Origin of the sequence: Sphingobium sp. Cam5-1 (assembly GCF_015693305.1) — a bacterium.
Classification (GTDB): Bacteria; Pseudomonadota; Alphaproteobacteria; order Sphingomonadales; family Sphingomonadaceae; genus Sphingobium.
Genome location: NZ_CP065138.1, coordinates 954,052 through 971,302 on the forward strand (window position 1 = coordinate 954,052; position 17,251 = coordinate 971,302).

15 protein-coding genes are annotated in these 17,251 nt (G+C 61.4%); 8 read left to right on the plus strand and 7 right to left on the minus strand.

Annotated elements, in window-relative coordinates; genetic code table 11:
- Positions 1–38: 38 nt before the first annotated feature.
- Genes moaB through IZV00_RS04820 form a run of 3 tightly spaced genes read right to left on the minus strand, consistent with a single transcriptional unit; the run spans position 39 to position 3,060 of the window.
- On the minus strand, positions 39–566 hold the full coding sequence (gene moaB / locus IZV00_RS04810; RefSeq protein ID WP_196226019.1) for a molybdenum cofactor biosynthesis protein B: 528 nt from the start codon (positions 564–566) through the stop codon (positions 39–41).
- The gene (locus IZV00_RS04815) at positions 566–2,353 is read right to left on the minus strand and encodes a lytic transglycosylase domain-containing protein (protein ID WP_196226020.1); all 1,788 of its coding nucleotides are present in this window, start codon (positions 2,351–2,353) and stop codon (positions 566–568) included. Before IZV00_RS04815 ends, moaB begins: the two co-directional genes overlap by 1 nt.
- Positions 2,350–3,060 carry a uracil-DNA glycosylase family protein gene (locus tag IZV00_RS04820; protein WP_196226021.1) on the minus strand — a complete coding sequence of 237 codons (711 nt, stop codon included), beginning with the start codon at positions 3,058–3,060 and terminating at the stop codon, positions 2,350–2,352. The genes IZV00_RS04815 and IZV00_RS04820 overlap by 4 nt, the downstream gene beginning before the upstream one ends.
- 138 nt (positions 3,061–3,198) lie before the next feature.
- Here IZV00_RS04820 and IZV00_RS04825 point away from each other — a divergent pair, with 138 nt between their 5' ends.
- Genes IZV00_RS04825 through IZV00_RS04860 form a run of 8 tightly spaced genes read left to right on the plus strand, consistent with a single transcriptional unit; the run spans position 3,199 to position 12,797 of the window.
- Complete coding sequence (locus tag IZV00_RS04825) at positions 3,199–4,851, plus strand: electron transfer flavoprotein-ubiquinone oxidoreductase (RefSeq protein ID WP_196226022.1); 1,653 nt, start codon at positions 3,199–3,201, stop codon at positions 4,849–4,851.
- Positions 4,852–4,867: 16 nt separating this feature from the next.
- Complete coding sequence (locus IZV00_RS04830) at positions 4,868–6,499, plus strand: tetratricopeptide repeat protein (protein WP_230463302.1); 1,632 nt, start codon at positions 4,868–4,870, stop codon at positions 6,497–6,499.
- The gene (locus IZV00_RS04835; protein ID WP_196226023.1) at positions 6,486–7,355 is read left to right on the plus strand and encodes a 4-(cytidine 5'-diphospho)-2-C-methyl-D-erythritol kinase; all 870 of its coding nucleotides are present in this window, start codon (positions 6,486–6,488) and stop codon (positions 7,353–7,355) included. Before IZV00_RS04830 ends, IZV00_RS04835 begins: the two co-directional genes overlap by 14 nt.
- Positions 7,352–8,068: an N-formylglutamate amidohydrolase gene (locus IZV00_RS04840; protein WP_196226024.1), complete on the plus strand. Its 717-nt coding sequence runs from the start codon at positions 7,352–7,354 to the stop codon at positions 8,066–8,068. The genes IZV00_RS04835 and IZV00_RS04840 overlap by 4 nt, the downstream gene beginning before the upstream one ends.
- 44 nt (positions 8,069–8,112) lie before the next feature.
- The gene (gene ilvD, locus IZV00_RS04845) at positions 8,113–9,834 is read left to right on the plus strand and encodes a dihydroxy-acid dehydratase (RefSeq protein WP_196226025.1); all 1,722 of its coding nucleotides are present in this window, start codon (positions 8,113–8,115) and stop codon (positions 9,832–9,834) included.
- Positions 9,815–10,198 carry a hypothetical protein gene (locus IZV00_RS04850; RefSeq protein ID WP_196226026.1) on the plus strand — a complete coding sequence of 128 codons (384 nt, stop codon included), beginning with the start codon at positions 9,815–9,817 and terminating at the stop codon, positions 10,196–10,198. Before ilvD ends, IZV00_RS04850 begins: the two co-directional genes overlap by 20 nt.
- On the plus strand, positions 10,195–11,586 hold the full coding sequence (locus tag IZV00_RS04855; protein ID WP_196226027.1) for an NAD(P)H-hydrate dehydratase: 1,392 nt from the start codon (positions 10,195–10,197) through the stop codon (positions 11,584–11,586). The genes IZV00_RS04850 and IZV00_RS04855 overlap by 4 nt, the downstream gene beginning before the upstream one ends.
- Positions 11,583–12,797 carry a class I SAM-dependent RNA methyltransferase gene (locus IZV00_RS04860; protein WP_196226028.1) on the plus strand — a complete coding sequence of 405 codons (1,215 nt, stop codon included), beginning with the start codon at positions 11,583–11,585 and terminating at the stop codon, positions 12,795–12,797. Before IZV00_RS04855 ends, IZV00_RS04860 begins: the two co-directional genes overlap by 4 nt.
- A 66-nt stretch (positions 12,798–12,863) precedes the next feature.
- Here IZV00_RS04860 and IZV00_RS04865 read toward each other — a convergent pair whose 3' ends face one another.
- The 4 genes from IZV00_RS04865 to IZV00_RS04880 form a co-directional block, all read right to left on the minus strand.
- Positions 12,864–14,054 (minus strand): type III PLP-dependent enzyme, encoded by a 1,191-nt coding sequence (locus tag IZV00_RS04865; RefSeq protein WP_196226029.1) that lies wholly within the window; start codon positions 14,052–14,054, stop codon positions 12,864–12,866.
- Positions 14,055–14,202: 148 nt separating this feature from the next.
- Complete coding sequence (locus IZV00_RS04870; protein WP_196226030.1) at positions 14,203–15,375, minus strand: carboxynorspermidine decarboxylase; 1,173 nt, start codon at positions 15,373–15,375, stop codon at positions 14,203–14,205.
- A 138-nt stretch (positions 15,376–15,513) separates the two neighbouring features.
- Positions 15,514–16,719 (minus strand): saccharopine dehydrogenase family protein, encoded by a 1,206-nt coding sequence (locus IZV00_RS04875; protein ID WP_196226031.1) that lies wholly within the window; start codon positions 16,717–16,719, stop codon positions 15,514–15,516.
- A 172-nt stretch (positions 16,720–16,891) separates the two neighbouring features.
- Positions 16,892–17,239 carry a GFA family protein gene (locus IZV00_RS04880; RefSeq protein ID WP_196226032.1) on the minus strand — a complete coding sequence of 116 codons (348 nt, stop codon included), beginning with the start codon at positions 17,237–17,239 and terminating at the stop codon, positions 16,892–16,894.
- Positions 17,240–17,251: the final 12 nt, after the last annotated feature.

Genomic DNA, 17,251 nt, shown 5'->3' on the forward strand with positions numbered 1-17,251 from the left:
TAGAACATAAAGGGAACATGGTGGCAAGCGTCGGTAGGTCAGCGCTCCATCAGGCGAGGCATCAGTTCGACGAAATTGCAGGGGCGATAACGGCTGTCGAGCTGGGTGGAGAGAATTCCGTCCCAAGCGTCCTTCACCGCACCGGTAGAACCCGGCAGCGCGAAGATATAAGTCCCGCGCGAGACGCAGGCGGTGGCTCGCGACTGTATCGTCGAAGTTCCGATTGTCTGGTAGCTGAGCCAACGGAACAGCTCGCCGAAGCCAGGTATTTCCTTGTCCTGGACCTGGGCGATCGCTTCCGGGGTCACATCGCGACCGGTGACGCCCGTGCCTCCCGTGGAGATGATGCAATCAATCTGTGGATCGTCAATCCAGCTATGCAGGCGCGCAACGATGGCGGCTCGATCGTCTTTTTCGATATAGCGCGCAGCCAATATGTGGCCCGCCGCCTTTATCCGCTCGACCAAGGTGTCGCCGGATCGATCGTCTGCAAGGCCTCTGCTGTCGGACACAGTCAGGACCGCAATTCGCACCGGCAGAAATGGCCGGTCCTCATCGATCGGCATTAGTCAGAGCCGCCCGCGATGCTGGGTGCGGACAGATTGCTGTTCTGGCTCAGCCTGACCATGCGCGCGCCTTTGGCGGTGGGGAAGGTGGGCCACATGCCCTGCGCCATCCCGGTGAGGCAATCAGCGCTGCCCTTCGCCTGGATTTGGTACATCCAGTAGTTGCGCATGACGATGTTCACATAAGCGCGGGTTTCATAATAGGGCAGCGACTCCATGAACAGGAGAGGGTCGCCATTGTCCTTGACCTCGCTGTTCCACCGTTCGACGGGCAGCGGGCCTGCATTATAGGCGGCCATGACCTTGGGCAGCAGCCCGCCGGTGGCGCTCATGCTGCGAAGGTTTTCCAGATAGCGTTGGCCATATTCCATATTGGTCGATGGCACGAACAACTGGGCAGGGGAGGAAAGGCCCATATCGCTCCCGGTGCCGGGAAGGACCTGCATCAGGCCGCGGGCACCCGCACTGCTGACGACGTCGCTACGGAACCCCGATTCCTGAAGCGTGTGGGCATAGATCAAGGCGGGATCGACACGCCATCCGCCATCCGGACGCCAGTCGGGCGTCGGGAAGCGGGCGAAGCTGCCAGGCTGTTTACCCGCCGGACCATTATGCGCGAGCCAAAGCTGAGTGGCGGGAAGGCTGAGAGCGTTGGCCAGCTTCAGCAGCGCGTCATATTGGGCCGCGCCGCCGATCCGCGCCTGGTGGCGAATAAACTGGTCGGCCTTCGCGATCTGCCCGATGGACGCAAGAGCAATGGCCGCTCGGACATTCGGACTGTCCTTGAGCTGTTGCCAATCGGCGGCGCCAAAGTGGGGCGGCACTCTGGCGCCGCCAACGGGCATGCCCAGTGTCTCGCGGGCAAGCAAGCCATAGAAGGTTTCATCGGATCGAGCTGCCGTCTTCAAAAGGCCCTCGACCTTTTCAGCCTGACCGCAGACCATATAGGCGCGGGAAGCCCAATAGGCTCCCGCTGCCCGCATGTCGGCATTTCCAGCGAGAGCCGCAACATTGGCGAACGCAGGTGCGGCTGTGGCACAGTCATGCTGGCGCCAAGATGCGAGACCCAGCGTCCAGTGTGCTTGCACCGTCCAGTCGCTGCTCGAACGGGTTTCGAGCGCTCGGTTGGCCATGCGGCGTGCGTCGGCGTCGTTATTCTCGATATAATAGGACCAGGCGACACGCTGGCGCACTTCCGTCACGCCTTCAGGGGTGAGGCCGATTTCCCCGGACGCCAGCAGCGTTTCCGCTCCGACAGGATCGTCATTCTTGATGAAAGGCGTGATCTGGCCAACCAGCGCCTGTGCCAGCAGGTCGGTCTTCGTCGTGGCGACATATTCGCGGCGGGGTGCGGAACCCAGCCATACCATCTTCTGGATTTGCGGGAGGGTAGGCAGGATCGTCGCGCCGCGCTTTTGCGCCAGACGCGAAAGTTGATCCGCGTTGGGAAGCCAAGCTGCCTTGTTCACCAGGTCGAGCACATCGAACAGCTCAACGCGTGGAGAGTCCTTCGCCACATAGAGGTCGGAGAGGGCAACGAAACGCATCGGGTCCTGCGGATCCAAAGCCAGGATCATGGCTTTTGCGTCAGCCCAACTCTGATTCGCCAGTGCGCCGTAGATGGCCGAGTAACGCCCCTTGTCGGCGTCATTGATGGACAAGGCTGAGTTGAAGTCGGACCTGAACGCTGCGGCCGACGGCGCTTCATTCGCTTTTGCGGGCATGGCTGCGGCGGCACTCATGGCGGCCAGAGCCAGACAGGAAGATCGGGTGAGCGCGCGAATCACTGATGCATATCCTCGACCAGGCGTTGCAATGTGCGCCAACATTCCGCTTTCGCCGCAGGCTGCCCGAGCAGCAGCCGCGGGTGGAAAGTGGCTAAAGCAGGCACAATGCCGCCATCATGGTTAAAAAAGTGTAAACTTTCCATCCCTTGCTTGTCTTGTACGGGAAGGAATGTGCGGATCGTCCGGTCGCCCAGAAGCAGGAGCTTAACGGGAGCGGCGAGGGAAACATGGGTGCGCATGCGGTCGGCCGCAGCATTCAGATCCGCCGCCTCCACCATGCCGCCGGGTGGGCGCGCGCAAAAGAGGGAAGCGATGTAGACCGTCTCACGCGACAAGCCGATCGCAGAGAGCATGGCGTCGAACAAGCGTCCGGCGCGATCGGCAAGCAATGTGCCTGCGTCCATATCGGCCGGATCGGGCATGTCCGTGATTATCATCAGCGGCGATCCGGCTTGTCCCTGCGGCAATATCGATGGTCCGGACCAGCGGCGCTCGGGTTGTCCCGCGTCCTCGGCGAGCCAGGTTGTGAAATCCTGAAGCGTTTCGGGCTTCTTCACTGTGATGGGAGCGGAGGTAGACGATGGCGGGGTGGCAGCTGGCGTTGGACGCAGCCAATTGACCGGCGTTTCCGTCGTCGCGCCATCAACGCCCGCCATGTCCCACCACGCCAGATAGGCGCTGGCAGCATCGGCCAAGTCTTCCGTCATTCCCCGCATCGTTCTTCTAGGGCCAGAGGTTGACGCCGGGGTCAAGAATCTTCATCGGCAACCAGTGGTAAATCGTTTGAGTAATGCGGCGGCCGGACAGGACAGGGAAACTGTCCGGCCCGTCTCGATGGAGGGATTATGAGCGAACGGGAATCGATGCCCTATGACATCGTCATCGTCGGCGGGGGACCGGCGGGGCTGTCCGCGGCGATCAGGCTGAAGCAACTGGCCAATGACGCCGGTCAGGAACTGGCGGTGTGCGTTCTGGAAAAAGGGTCCGAGATCGGCGCCCATATTCTGTCGGGCGCGGTAATTGATCCCAAGGCGCTTGATGAATTGCTGCCGGACTGGCGCGACATGGGCTGTTCGCTTGCTGAGGTGCCGGTACGCGATAATCAGCATTGGTTCCTGACCAAGCGCGGCAAATTGCCTGTGCCCCACATCGCTACGCCACGCTGGATGCACAACAAGGGGACCTATACCGGGTCGCTGGGCAATCTGTGCCGCTGGCTTGCCGAGCAGGCTGAGGGCCTGGGTGTCGAAATATTCCCCGGCTTCGCCGCCGCCGAAATTCTCTACAATGAAGATGGTAGCGTAAAAGGCGTTGCCACCGGCGACATGGGCATCGACCGGGAAGGCAATCGCAAGGGCGATTATCAGCCGGGGCTGGAACTGCACGCCAAATATACCTTCTTTGCCGAAGGCGCACGCGGCCACCTGACCAAGATCCTCAAGCGCCAGTTCGAACTGGACAAGGATTGTGAACCGCAGGTCTATGGCCTGGGCATGAAGGAACTGTGGGATATTGATCCCGCCAAGCACAAGCCGGGTCTGGTCATCCATACGCAGGCTTGGCCGCTGACTGACGCCTATGGCGGTGGCTTTCTTTATCATCAGGCCAACGGGCAGGTTGCAATCGGCTTCGTGGTCGGCCTCGGATACCGCAATCCTTACCTCTATCCCTTCGAGGAATTTCAGCGCTGGAAACAGCACCCGGCGATCCGCCAGTATCTGGAAGGCGGCCGCCGCGTGTCCTATGGCGCGCGCGTGATCAATGAAGGTGGCTGGCAGTCGGTCCCGAAGCTGGTTTTCCCGGGCGGCGCGCTGATTGGTTGTTCCGCAGGCTTCGTCAACGTGCCGCGCATCAAGGGCACGCATACGGCAATGAAGTCCGGCATGCTGGCAGCCGAAGCGGCGTTCGAGGCGATTCAGAACGAACGCTCGCGCGATGTCCTGCATGACTATGATGATCGTCTGCGCTCCAGCTGGATCGCTGACGAGCTGAAGCTGGTCAAGAATGCCGAGCCGCTGCTGGCCAAGTTCGGCAATACGATCGGCACGTTGCTGGCGGGCATCGACATGTGGATGCGCACGCTGAAGATCGGCCTGCCCTTCACGATGAAGCACAAGCCGGACAATGAAAAGATCTGGCCCAAGGAGATCGGGCACAAGATCGACTATCCCAAGCCCGATGGGGTGATCAGCTTTGATCGCCTGTCCTCTGTGTTCCTGTCGAACACCAATCATGAGGAAGACCAGCCGGTTCACCTTCAGTTGAAGGACCCGTCGATCCCGATCGCCTACAACCTCCCCATGTATGACGAACCGGCGCAGCGTTACTGCCCGGCAGGGGTCTATGAGGTGGTTGGGCAGGAAGAGGGCAATCCCCGGTTCCAGATCAACGCCCAGAACTGCGTCCACTGCAAGACGTGCGACATCAAGGACCCGACGCAGAACATCAACTGGGTGGTGCCCGAAGGCGGCGGGGGGCCGAACTATCCCAACATGTAGGCGCCTGCTCTCTGCGATGTTGCTGCCGATGCTGCTGGCTTCCCCTGCTCGCGCATCGGTGGATCGATCGAGCGCGCTGCATGCTTATGCGCGGGGCAGATTGGCCGACAGTGACGGAGCGGCGCGCATTGCGCTTAATAGCTATCGCGATGCGTTGGCCGGGGATTCAGATAGCGTGGAGGTGGCGAGGCGTTCCTATCTGCATGCTTTGATGAGCGGCGACATGGCTCTGGCCATGCGTTCGGCAAGACTGCTTGACGCCAAGGAACTGATGCCAAGGGACGGGACGCTCCTGTTCCTCGGCGAATCTTTGGTCCGAAGGGATTGGAAGGCGGCTGGTCGGATCACGGATCGGGTCGCGGCTGAAGGCAATTTCGGGTTTCTTGCACCGATAATCCGCAGCTGGATTGCGGTGGGCGAAGGCCGGGTTGCGCCGCCAGAGATCGACCCGGCGGATCGCTATGCCTCCCTCGCGCGCCGATACATTGATGAGCATATCGCGCTCCAAGCGCTTGGCCGTGGCGACATTGCGGATGCTGGGCTGGCGATCAATCGCGCGCTGGGGCTGCGCACGGTCGAACTCGCCGAAATGCGGCTGACCTTCGCTGCGCAGCTTGCGGCTCGGGGCGCGAGAACGGAGGCGATGGCTTTGCTTCCTGATGGGCGGGCCGAATATGTTCTGGCGCGGAAGGATATCGCGCGCAAACGCGGAGCCGGGGAAGCGGGGCGAGCGCTGACGCCAGCACAAGGGTTTGCCCGCCTGCTCGCGCGTTTGGCTACCGATATTTCATCGGATGAGAGCACGCGAATGCTCGCGATCAGGCTGGCTCGCATCGCCAGCTTCGCCAATCCCGGCGGCGCTGATGGGCGGTTGGCCCTGGCGCAATTGCTGACCGAAGCTGGGCGCGGGGAACAGGCTGTGTCTGAACTGAACCAAGTCGCGCCAGAAGGTTGGTTTGGGTCGCTTAGGCACACGGCGATGGTCAACGCACTCGCGGCGTCTGATGACAGCACGGCAGCAATATCGCTTGCCCGCTCTTTGGTTAAGGCGCCTGGTGCGGATGTGGATCATATGGTGAAGCTGGGGCAGTTGCTGGCCCAAGCGAAGGATTTCACCGGGGCTGCTGACGCCTTCCGGATGGCCGAAGGGCGCTACGGCGCGGACAATGTGCCTTGGGCTCTCTTGCTGATGCGGGGTAGTGCGCTTGAGCAGGCGGGCCGCTGGGACGAAGCGCGTACAGCCCTGGAGCGCGCTGCGAAAATCGCGCCCAATGAACCGGCGGTGCTGAACTATTTGGGCTACGCTCAGGTCGAGCGGCGGCAGAATGTTCCGGCTGCGCTGGAACTTCTGAAGAAAGCGAATGCCCTGAAACCAGACGACCCGTCCATAACGGATTCTCTTGGATGGGCGCATTTCGTGGCTGGAGATGTGCAAACGGCGGTGCCGGTGCTGGAGCGTGCAGCCGAAGGCGCTCCGGCTGATGTAACCATCAACGAGCATTTGGGCGACGCGCTATGGGCCGCCGGACGCCGTTATGAAGCGCGCTACGCCTGGCGGGCCGCGGCCGTCTTCGCGGAAGGAGAAGTGGCGGCGCGACTTCATGCGAAGGCGAAAATCGGGATGACACCAGAATATGCCGCACCCTGAAGCTGCAATGTTGGCGGAAACCGCTTTCGCCAAGGTGAATCTCGCCCTGCACGTGCGAGATCGGCGGCCGGATGGCTATCATGCCCTGGAAAGCCTGTTTGTCTTTGCGAAGGACGGAGACCTGCTCAGCGGAAGTCTAGGCCATGGGGAGGAAATCAGCCTGACGCTGGATGGGCCATTCGGCAAGGCTTTGGGGTCCGGCACAGATAATCTTGTCATGAAAGCCGCCCGGGCGTTGCAAGAACGTCTAGGCGAAGCGCGCGGCGCTGCGTTGAAGCTGACGAAAAACCTGCCGGTAGCATCGGGCATTGGCGGCGGCTCTGCCGACGCGGCGGCGACGTTGCGATTGCTGAACCGGCTGTGGGACGCACAACTCCCCGGCGCTGAACTGGAGCGCATCGGCCTGTCCCTGGGTTCGGACGTGCCAGCCTGCGTCAGCAGCGTTACGCAGATGGTGCGCGGCCGGGGCGAAGTGCTCGAGCCGCTCGATGTCCAAGGCTTGGAGGGGGCCGCGATGCTCCTGGTCAATCCAGGTGTCGGCGTCTCCACGGCCAATGTCTTCAGCCGATGGGACAAACTGGATCGAGGCCCCTTGACTGCCGCTACCCTCGACGATGTGATCGCAAGCGCGCGCAATGATCTGGAACCGGCGGCGATCGCGGTAGCCCCTGTCATTGCCGACGTGCTTTCGCTGCTATGGGAGCAAGCGGGCGTCAGGCTGGCTCGGATGTCAGGGTCTGGCGCAACCTGCTTTGCGTTGTTCGATGATCCGGGCGGGCGAGCCGTGGCTGCGCGCACAATATCAGCAATGCAACCCGGCTGGTGGGTAATGGAAACGGAGATCGGCGGAGCGTGAGCGAGGCATTTACACAGGTGGAAGGCGGCCCCCTCGACCTGCTCATCATCGCGGATCATGCGTCGGCTCATGTGCCTGCCGACATCGATCTGGGTATCGATCCTGCCGTGCTGAGCAACCACATTGCCATAGACATCGGAGCGGCCGAGGTCAGCCGGTTACTCGCGGAGCAGTTGGGATGCACCGCGATATTGGGTGGCGTTTCCAGACTTGTGATCGACCTTAATCGTGAGGATGACGCGCCGGGCCTGCTGCCCGTGATGAGCGACGGCCATGCCATTCCGGGCAATCGCCATGCGGACCTTTCTGATCGCATGATCCGCTTTCACCATCCCTATCATCATCAGATCGGCCGACTGCTCGACGGGATGACGTCGCCTTTCATCCTCTCAGTGCACAGTTTTACCCCGCAGCTCGCAAGTGACCCAGAGGCAGAGCGGCCATGGGACATTGGCGTGCTTTACAATGAAGATGACCGTGCGGCCCGCATCGCCATTCCAATGCTGAAGGAGGCTGGCCTGATGGTCGGCGATCAGTTGCCTTATTCGGGGCGCTTGCTGAACGCGACCATGAACCGTCATGCCGAAGCCAATGGCATACCCTATCTTGGCATCGAGATGCGGCAGGATTTGGTGAGCGATGGCGAAGGACAAGGCCGCTTCGCCCGCATAATTGGCCCCATCGTGCTACAATGCCGCAATAGCCTTGCGTGACTCGTCCCTTTTTGGAAAGGAGGCGCGCAAGAAGGGTAGGTTTTATGTCTCATACATTCGACAAGTCGAAACTCCCGAGCCGCCACGTCTCGGTTGGTCCGGAGCGCGCTCCGCATCGTAGCTATTATTATGCGATGGGCCTGACAGAAGAAGAGATTGGCCGTCCCTTCGTAGGCATTGCCTCGGCCGGCAATGACAGCGCGCCTTGCAACACGACGCTCGACATGCAGGCGGACTTTTGCCGTCAGGGCGTGAATGAAGCTGGCGGCATGCCGCGCCGGTTCAACACCATCACCGTCACCGACGGCATCGCGATGGGCCATCAGGGCATGAAAAGCTCGCTGGCGAGCCGCGAAGTCATCGCGGACTCGGTAGAGCTTTCGGTGCGTGGTCACTGCTATGACGCGCTCGTAACCTTCGCTGGATGCGACAAGTCGCTGCCGGGCATGATGATGGCGATGCTGCGCCTGAATGTTCCGTCGATCTTCGTGTATGGTGGGTCTATCCTGCCGGGCCGGTTTGAAAATCGCGACGTTACTGTCGTTGATGTGTTTGAGGTGGTCGGCAAATATGCAGCGGGCGCCTGTCCGCTGAAGGATGTGATCGCGCTCGAAAAGGTCGCTTGCCCGGGGCATGGCGCATGCGGCGGGCAGTATACCGCCAACACTATGGCGTGCGTGGGTGAGGCAATCGGCCTTTCGCTGCCGAACAGCAACATGGCGCCCGCTCCCTACAAGAGCCGCGAAGAGGTCGCCGTCGCCGCTGGCCGTCAAGTGATGGAACTGTTGGCGAAGAACATCCGTCCGCGTGATATCTGCACTCGCGAAGCCTTCGAGAATGCAGCCCGGATCGTCGCTGCGACGGGTGGCTCGACCAACGGAGCGCTGCACTTGCCCGCCATGGCGAACGAGTGCGGCATCGATTTCGACCTGTTCGACGTGGCGGAAATCTTCAAGTCGACGCCTTACATCGCTGACCTTAAGCCCGGCGGCAAATATGTCGCCAAGGATATGTACGATGCTGGCGGCGTCTACATGCTGATGAAGACGTTGTACGACAACGGCCTGCTGCATGGCGATTGCATGACCGTCACCGGCAAGACGATTGCCGAGAATATCGAGGAAGTGACCTGGAATCCTGACCAGAAGGTCATCTATGACGTCAAGTTGCCGATCACCCCGACGGGCGGCGTCGTGGGCTTGAAGGGGTCGCTTGCGCCCAATGGCGCGATCGTGAAGGTGGCGGGCATGCACCGCCTCCAATTTGAAGGGCCTGCTCGCGTTTTCGATTGTGAGGAAGACGCTTTTGCGGCGGTCGAAGCGCGCGATATCGCCGAAGGATCGGTTATCGTCATCCGCTATGAAGGCCCCAAAGGCGGTCCCGGCATGCGCGAAATGCTGTCGACCACTGCCGCGCTCTACGGTCAGGGCATGGGTGAGAAGGTGGCGTTGATCACCGACGGGCGCTTCTCCGGCGCGACGCGAGGCTTCTGCATTGGGCATGTTGGACCAGAGGCTGCCGAGGGCGGTCCGATCGCGCTGGTCGAGAATGGCGACGTCATCGCTATCGACGCCGAAGCAGGCAGGATCGACCTCAAGGTTTCTGAGTCCGTGCTGGCCGAGCGGCAGAAGAACTGGAAGCCTCGCCAGAATGATTATCAGTCAGGCGCGCTCTGGCGCTATGCACAGAATGTGGGACCGGCTTACAAGGGGGCAGTGACGCATCCCGGAGCGAAGACCGAAACCCATGTCTATGCGGATATCTGACCAGATCGCCGGGGTGGGGCTGATGTGCCTTGCCCTGGCAGGCTGTGATCAGGGCGAAGGGGCGCAGAGTCCCTTCGCGAACTCTGCATCGGAAAAGAGGGCTCTTGCGGACTGCGCGATCGGTGCCGACGCCAAATGGGCGCGTACTTGCGTTGTCGAGCAGGACGGAGAGCTTCTAACCATCCGCCACCCGGATGGTGGGTTCCGCCGTTTTCATATTCTGGGGAACGGACGAGGGTTAGCATCGGCTGATGGCGCGGAACCCACGAAGATCGCCGTAACCAGCGGCGCTGTTATCGAAGTCAGCGCTGGCGGGGATCATTATAGGCTGCCAGCAACCATCCCTCCGGCGGCCGTGCCATGATCGGGACGGCCATCCTGACCGCCGCCCAGATGCGGCAAGCCGAGCAGGCCGTGTTCGCGAGCGGTATCCCAGAATATGAACTCATGGAGCGCGCGGGGGCCGCTGCGGCAGAGGTCATCTGGCGCGCGGGGGGTCGGCGGGACCTTCTGGTGCTGTGCGGTCCGGGTAATAATGGCGGCGATGGCTTTGTCGTTGCCCGTTTGCTGCGGGCGCGGGGCGTGCCCGTCCGTGTCGCAGCTTTGGGGGAAAGCCGCACGGAGTCGAGTCGCCGTGCACGGGTAGCATGGAATGGGCCGATCGAGTCCCTCAATGACGCGGGGTCGGCAACCCAGGTGGTCGATGCTCTATTTGGCACGGGGCTTTCGCGTGGGTTGGACACAGTTGTTGCCGAACGGCTGAACAGCCTCACGCAGCGAGCCGGTCTCAGCTACACCATCGACCTGCCGAGCGGGATCGATACGAACAGTGGTGCACTGCTGTCCCCGGTGCCGCAATTCGACGTCTGTATTGCGCTGGGGGCGCTCAAGCCTGCTCACGTGCTGCATCCTGCGGCCGGCACGTTCAACCGGCTGATTTGCGCGGACATTGGTGTGGGGGGTGACGGAGCCGTTCATAGGCTTACTCCGCCTCGCCTGACAGCGCCGGGAGCAACGGATCATAAATATAGTCGTGGACTGGTAGCCATAGTGGGCGGCAGCATGGCGGGGGCAGGGCGGCTTGCTGCCGAGGTTGCGGCACGCTCCGGCGCGGGCATGGTTCGACATCTGGTCATAGACACAGGTTCTTCGGCTTCGGATGCCGTCGTGACGTTGCGGGCTGACGAGCCCGATCAGGTAGAGGCGCAACTTCAGGACGAGAGGTTGGCGGCGGTACTCGTCGGGCCTGGCTTGGGCCATGATGAGCATGCAGCCGATCGTTTGAAAGCAGTGCTGCAATGCGGTCATCCACTGGTGCTCGACGCTGACGCACTAACATTGTTGGCAACGGGGCAGGTGGGGCCAGTTCCGCCTTCGTCGATCCTGACGCCACATGAAGGAGAGTTCGTGCGGCTGTTTGGCGATCTGCCCGGCAGCAAGATTGATCGTGCGGTTGAAGCAGCCCAGCGAACGGGGGCCATAGTGATCCTCAAAGGATCGGACAGCATCATCGCGGCACCCGATGGCCGCGTTGCTGTAGCAACCGGCGCGTCATCCTGGCTATCGACAGCCGGGACGGGGGATGTTCTGGCAGGCTTGGCTGCTGGACGGCTGGCGGTCGGGGGAGACGCGTTTCGCGCGGCGAGCGAAGCCGTGTGGCTTCATGGCGAGGCAGCGAGACGCGCAGGAGCGGCGTTTATTGCGGATGATTTGATCACCCGGTTGCCAGCGGCTATCGCCTCCCGCCTGTGACCGACATCGACAATGACCTTATTATTCGCATCGCCGCAAAGGGCGATGGCGTAACCGCCGACGGGAGGCACGTGCCGCTCGCAGCGCCGGGAGACAGGCTGGCGGCCGATGGCAGTCTTTCAACTGGTCCCCATCATGTTGAAGCGCCCTGTATTCATTTCCCCGCCTGTGGTGGGTGCGAACTGCAGCATGTCGATGAGCAAAGCCTCGCTGAGTTCGTCACGGGGCGCGTGACCGGCGCCTTGATGGGGCAGGGCCTGGCGGTGCCACCTGGATCATTGCTGCCGCCTCATTTGTCGCCGCCCAGGACACGGCGCCGCGCGTCATTACGCGCCGTTCGGGAGGGGCGGCGGATCGCCATCGGTTTTGCTGAATCGGGTAGTCACAAGCTGATCGATCTTGCGATGTGCGAGATATTGGAGCCTCGGCTTTTTGCCCTGATCGAGCCGCTGAGAACGTTGCTGCCCCTGATCCTGCCGGATAGGCGGGCCGCGCATGTTCGCATGTCCCTCATCGATCAGGGCGTGGACCTGCTTCTGGAGAATGTTCAGGTTTCGGGCTTGGCGGCGGACGAGGCGTTGCGGGACTTTGCTGCCGTTCACAGCCTGGCGCGATTGACGATCGATGAAGGCGATGGCCAGCAAACGCGCTGGGAGCCTGAGCCGGGCACGATGACATTTGGTGGGGTTGCCGTAGCCTTTCCGCCCTTCGCCTTCCTTCAGGCCACTCCAGATGGGGAATCTGCGCTGCTGGAGGTCGTGAGAGAGGCTCTACCCGCAAGCGGTGCGGTTGCCGACCTTTTTAGTGGGCTTGGTACATTCGCGCTCGGGGTTGGTAAGGAGCGTCCGGTTTACGCGGCCGAAGGCGCGCGCGATCTGGTGCTTTCGCTCAAACTGGCGGCCAATCGCGCTCAACGACGCATGGTTGCCGACCATCGCGATCTGTTCAGGCGGCCGCTGGTTCCTGAAGAGCTGAACCGGTTTGCAGCGGTGGTGATCGATCCGCCACGGGCGGGCGCGCGGGAGCAGGTGATGCAGTTGGCGGCGTCAACAGTGCCGGTCATCGCCTATGTTTCGTGCAATCCGGCGAGCTTTGCCCGCGATGCGGCGCATCTTGTGGCGAGCGGTTATGTTTTGGACAAGGTGAAGCCGGTCGGCCAGTTCCGATGGTCGACCCATGTCGAACTGGCGGCGGTCTTTCGCCGTCCTTAAGAAAATCCCTCGCCACATATTTGCAGCGAGGGACAGGCACCCTCTCCAAAGGGGAGCTTGAGCCTTTTAGCCCAGCTTGATGACAGTTGCGCGACGGCGTGCCGGAACCGGATCGGCGTAGAGGCTCGCCATCGGCTCGTCCTCCACCTCGATGACCGCTTCTGATGTGAAGCCGTTGAACCCGGTGCGCATCGCCGCGCCATATGCGCCGAGCATGCCAATTTCGATATAGTCGCCGACAGCCACATCGTCAGGCAGCATGAACGGACCCACCATGTGATCCATGTCGTCGCATGTCGGGCCGTAGAAGGAGAAGCCGGTCAAATCCGCTTCGCTCTCTTCCTCACGCAGCAGGGCGACTGGGAAACGCCAGCCGATATGCGCAGCGTCGAACAGCGCGCCATAGGCACCGTCGTTGATATAGAGTTCGGTGCCGCGACGACGCTCTACCCGCACGATGATGGAGCTATATTCGGCTGAAAGCGCGCGGCCAGGCTCGCACCACAGTTCAGCGGAATAGCTGATCGGCAGGCTTTCAAACCCGCGATAGATAGCGTCGAAATAGGCTTCCAGCGCTGGCGGTTCCATGCCCGGATAAACGGACGGAAAGCCGCCACCTACGTCGATGATGTCGACCGTGACAGCCGCATCGACGATCGCTGCGCGGACGCGCTCGATGGCGTCGCTATAAGCCTGTGGGCTCATCGCCTGACTACCCACGTGGAAGCAGATGCCGAGCGCGTCGGCTGCCTGACGGGTGGCTATCAACAGTTCGCGGGTTTCGCCGAGTTCCGCGCCGAACTTGGAAGCGAGGCTCAGTTCAGAATGTTCGGACGAGACACGCAGGCGGACGCACAGTTCAAGGTCCGTGGCGTCGTCGGTGGCGCGAACGATTTTTTCCAACTCGTCGATCGTGTCGAGCGAGAAGGTGCGCACGCCATGAACGTGATAGGCCTCGGCAATGGCTTCTTCAGCCTTCACGGGGTGCATGAAGCACAGCTTCGCTTGCGGTAGCGTTTCCGCGACGAGGCGAACCTCGGCGATGGACGCAACGTCATAATGCGTGATTCCGCTGTCCCAAAGCGTCCGAAGCAAGTCCGGCGAGGGATTGGCCTTCACGGCATAGAGCGAGCGCCCCGGAAACTTCTCAGCGAAGAATCGGGCAGCGCGGGCCGCAGCCTGCGGGCGGATCAGCGTTACCGGTGCTGCCGGTTTGAGGGCGGTCGCTACCCCCAGCGCGCTATGGTGCTTGTGCAACTCAAGGGACCTCCAGTGTAGTTCATGGCAATCAAGCTGCCTTGCGGTGGAAGTCCCATGGGGCAGCGGAAGGGCGATATATGCTTAGGGGTCCCCCCTGTAAAGCGCGCACGTAAATTTTGTTGCGCGCGCCGCTATGAAATGTGCGTCAGGAGAGACGGGCCTTGAAATCCTCGTAGGAAAAGCGCCGGATTTGCTGGAGTTCGTCGGTCTGCGAATTCCACAGCCAGATAGAGGGGAGAGGTACGCCGTTGAAGGTGTTAGTCTTTACCATCGAGTAGTGGGCTTGATCGAGGAAGGCGACGCGGCGTCCTGGAGTCGCGCCGCCTGGGACTCGATAGTCGCCGATGATGTCGCCCGCGAGGCAAGAGGGGCCGCCGAGTCGCGTCACCGGGCCTTCTTCCTGTTCATGGAGCATGGCGGGGCGGTACGGCGCTTCTATGACGTCAGGCATGTGGCAGGTGGCGGAAATGTCCGTGATGGCGACGGGCATGCCATTGTCGATGACGTCGAGGATTTCGCCGATGAGGATTCCCGCGTCGAGGGCCATCGCCTCACCGGGTTCGATATAGAGTTCAAGGCCGGTCTGCGCCTTTATCCGCTGGAGAAAGGTGATCAGGTCGTTGATCTGATAGTCGGCGCGCGTGACATGATGGCCACCGCCGAAGTTCAGCCATTTCAGGCCGCTGACATGCGGCATGACGCGAGATTCGATGGCTGCCCAGGTGCGTTGGAGCGGCAGGAAATCCTGTTCGCACAGGTTGTGGACATGGAGGCCATCGACGCCTTCAAGATGTTCCGGGCGGAGTTGATCGATGGGGAAACCGAGGCGGCTGTGGGGCTGCGAGGGATCATATTTGGGCACTTCTCCCTCGGCGTGGAGGGGGTTTATGCGCAGACCGATGTCGAAGTTCACACCGTTCATTCTGGCATCATCGATGACGGGTTTGAGCCGCGCGATTTGGCCGGGGCTGTTGAAGATGACGTGGTCGGAGATTTTGAGGATCGCCGCCAGATCGTCCGGCTTATAGGCGGCGCAGTAGGTCGCGACCTCACCGCCATATTCTTCGCGGCCGAGGCGTGCTTCGTAGATGCCGGACGCGCACACGCCGTCGAGATATTCGGCTACTACGGGGCCGAGGGACCACATGGAAAAGGCCTTGAGCGCGCCCAGCACCTTGATGCCCGCGCGATCGCCTATGTCGCGCAGGATGGACAGGTTCCGGCGGATCGCGGCCTCATCCACCACGAAGGCGGGTGAGGGGACGCGGTGAAGGTCGAAATGCGCGAAGGCGGCGGGATCGCCGGCTTTGGTTTCCATATATGCGCTCCATTCTCCCTCTCCCCTTGAGGGGAGAGGGTCGGGGAGAGGGGAACAACGCTAGGGACGGGTCATTCCCCTCTCCCGCCTTCGCTGCGCTCGGCACCCTCTCCCCTGAAGGGGAGAGGGAATTTAGGATTAGAAATCCAGCGGCGCGTCCAGTTCCTTTACCTGCCAGGGAAGGCCGTGCTTGTTCAGCATGTCCATGAAAGGATCGGGATCGAACTGTTCGATGTTGAACACGCCCTCGCCTTTCCAGGCGCCGGTCAGCATCATGGCCGCGCCGATCATCGCCGGAACGCCGGTGGTGTAGCTGACCGCCTGGTTGCCCGTTTCGGCATAGGCGTCCTCATGATCGCAGACATTGTAGACATAGACGGTCTTCTGCTGACCATCCTTCACGCCGGTGGCGATGTCGCCGATGTTGGTCTTGCCCTTGGTCGTGGAGCCGAGGCTGGACGGTTCGGGGAGGACCGCCTTCAGGAACTGGAGCGGGATGATTTCCTTGCCCTCGTAGATCACCGGATCGATGCGGGTCATGCCGACATTCTGGAGCACTTCCAGATGCTTGAGGTAAGCGTCGCCGAAGGTCATCCAGAAGCGGATGCGCTTGATTTCGGGATAGTGTTTGGCGAGGCTTTCCAATTCCTCATGATACATGAGGTACATATTCTTTTCGCCGACCTGATCGAAGTTGAACACCTGCTTGTGCTTCAAAGCCGGGCCTTCGACCCACTTGCCGCCTTCCCAGTGGCGCGAGGGGGCGGTCACTTCGCGGATGTTGATTTCCGGGTTGAAGTTAGTGGCGAAATGCTGGCCGTGGTCGCCGCCGTTGCAGTCGAGAATGTCGAGCGTGTCGATGCGGTCGAGCAGATGCTTCTTGATGTAGGAGGCGAAAACGCTGGTGACGCCGGGGTCGAAGCCCGAACCCAGCAGCGCCATGATGCCTGCTTCCTTGAACCGGTCCTGATAGGCCCATTGCCAGCTATATTCGAACTTGGGCGTGTCGCGTGGTTCGTAATTGGCGGTGTCGAGATAGTCGGTCTTGGTCGCGAGGCACGCGTCCATGATGGCCAGATCCTGATAGGGCAGGGCGAGGTTGACGACGAGTTTCGGCTGAACCTTCTCGATGAGTGCGATCGTCTCTTCGACATTATCGGCATCAACCTGCGCCACGTCGATGGTGACGCCGGTGCGCGCCTTCACCGATTCGGCCACCTTTTCACAGCTGACGAGGCGGCGGCTGGCGAGCGTGATATGGCTGAAAATGTCACTGTTCATCGCCATCTTGTGAACCGCGACAGACCCGACGCCGCCTGCGCCAATGACCAGAACCTTGCTCAATTTAACTGCTCCATAGGTGAAGCGCGCCCGTTGCGCGAAAGCGCCCATATAGGGGCTGCGCGTGACAGCGCAAAGTCAGACATAAGCTACCGCCATTCGTTTCGAGCGAAGTCGAGAAACGATATGTTTGCGCTTGCCGTTTCTCGACTACGCTCGGAACGAACGGAGGGGGCTAGAAGCTCGCGCCATCGACCTTGTTGATCTTGAGCGTGTCGAGATCGACCTCCGGCACGCAGCGCAGGTTGATCGCGCGCATTGGGCCGTTCGGGGAATCGCCTTCCGCGAAAGATTGCGTGCCGCAGACGTTGCAGAAGCGGTGCGTGATCTGGTGCTTGTAGAACTGATAGTCGGTCAGCTTGTCCTCACCGCTGTTTAGCGTGAACTGGTCGGCGGGGACGAAGGTAAGGAGGAAGCCCTTGCGGCTGCAATGGGAGCAGTTGCAGGACATAGCCTCCGTGGGTGCGTCGGTAGCTATGGTGAAGGTGACTGCGCCGCAGTGGCAGCTTCCGGTGTAGGGCATGGGGGGCTCCTT

What these genes read in the sequence shown, in the direction of transcription:
- IZV00_RS04820 (WP_196226021.1), bottom strand. Translation starts at nt 3,060, where the DNA reads ATGACGGAAGACTTGGCCGATGCTGCCAGCGCCTATCTGGCGTGGTGG.
- IZV00_RS04880 (WP_196226032.1), bottom strand. Translation starts at nt 17,239, where the DNA reads ATGCCCTACACCGGAAGCTGCCACTGCGGCGCAGTCACCTTCACCATA.
- IZV00_RS04835 (WP_196226023.1), top strand. Translation starts at nt 6,486, where the DNA reads ATGCCGCACCCTGAAGCTGCAATGTTGGCGGAAACCGCTTTCGCCAAG.
- IZV00_RS04825 (WP_196226022.1), top strand. Translation starts at nt 3,199, where the DNA reads ATGAGCGAACGGGAATCGATGCCCTATGACATCGTCATCGTCGGCGGG.
- IZV00_RS04850 (WP_196226026.1), top strand. Translation starts at nt 9,815, where the DNA reads ATGTCTATGCGGATATCTGACCAGATCGCCGGGGTGGGGCTGATGTGC.
- IZV00_RS04830 (WP_230463302.1), top strand. Translation starts at nt 4,868, where the DNA reads ATGTTGCTGCCGATGCTGCTGGCTTCCCCTGCTCGCGCATCGGTGGAT.
- ilvD (WP_196226025.1), top strand. Translation starts at nt 8,113, where the DNA reads ATGTCTCATACATTCGACAAGTCGAAACTCCCGAGCCGCCACGTCTCG.
- IZV00_RS04870 (WP_196226030.1), bottom strand. Translation starts at nt 15,375, where the DNA reads ATGGAAACCAAAGCCGGCGATCCCGCCGCCTTCGCGCATTTCGACCTT.
- moaB (WP_196226019.1), bottom strand. Translation starts at nt 566, where the DNA reads ATGCCGATCGATGAGGACCGGCCATTTCTGCCGGTGCGAATTGCGGTC.
- IZV00_RS04855 (WP_196226027.1), top strand. Translation starts at nt 10,195, where the DNA reads ATGATCGGGACGGCCATCCTGACCGCCGCCCAGATGCGGCAAGCCGAG.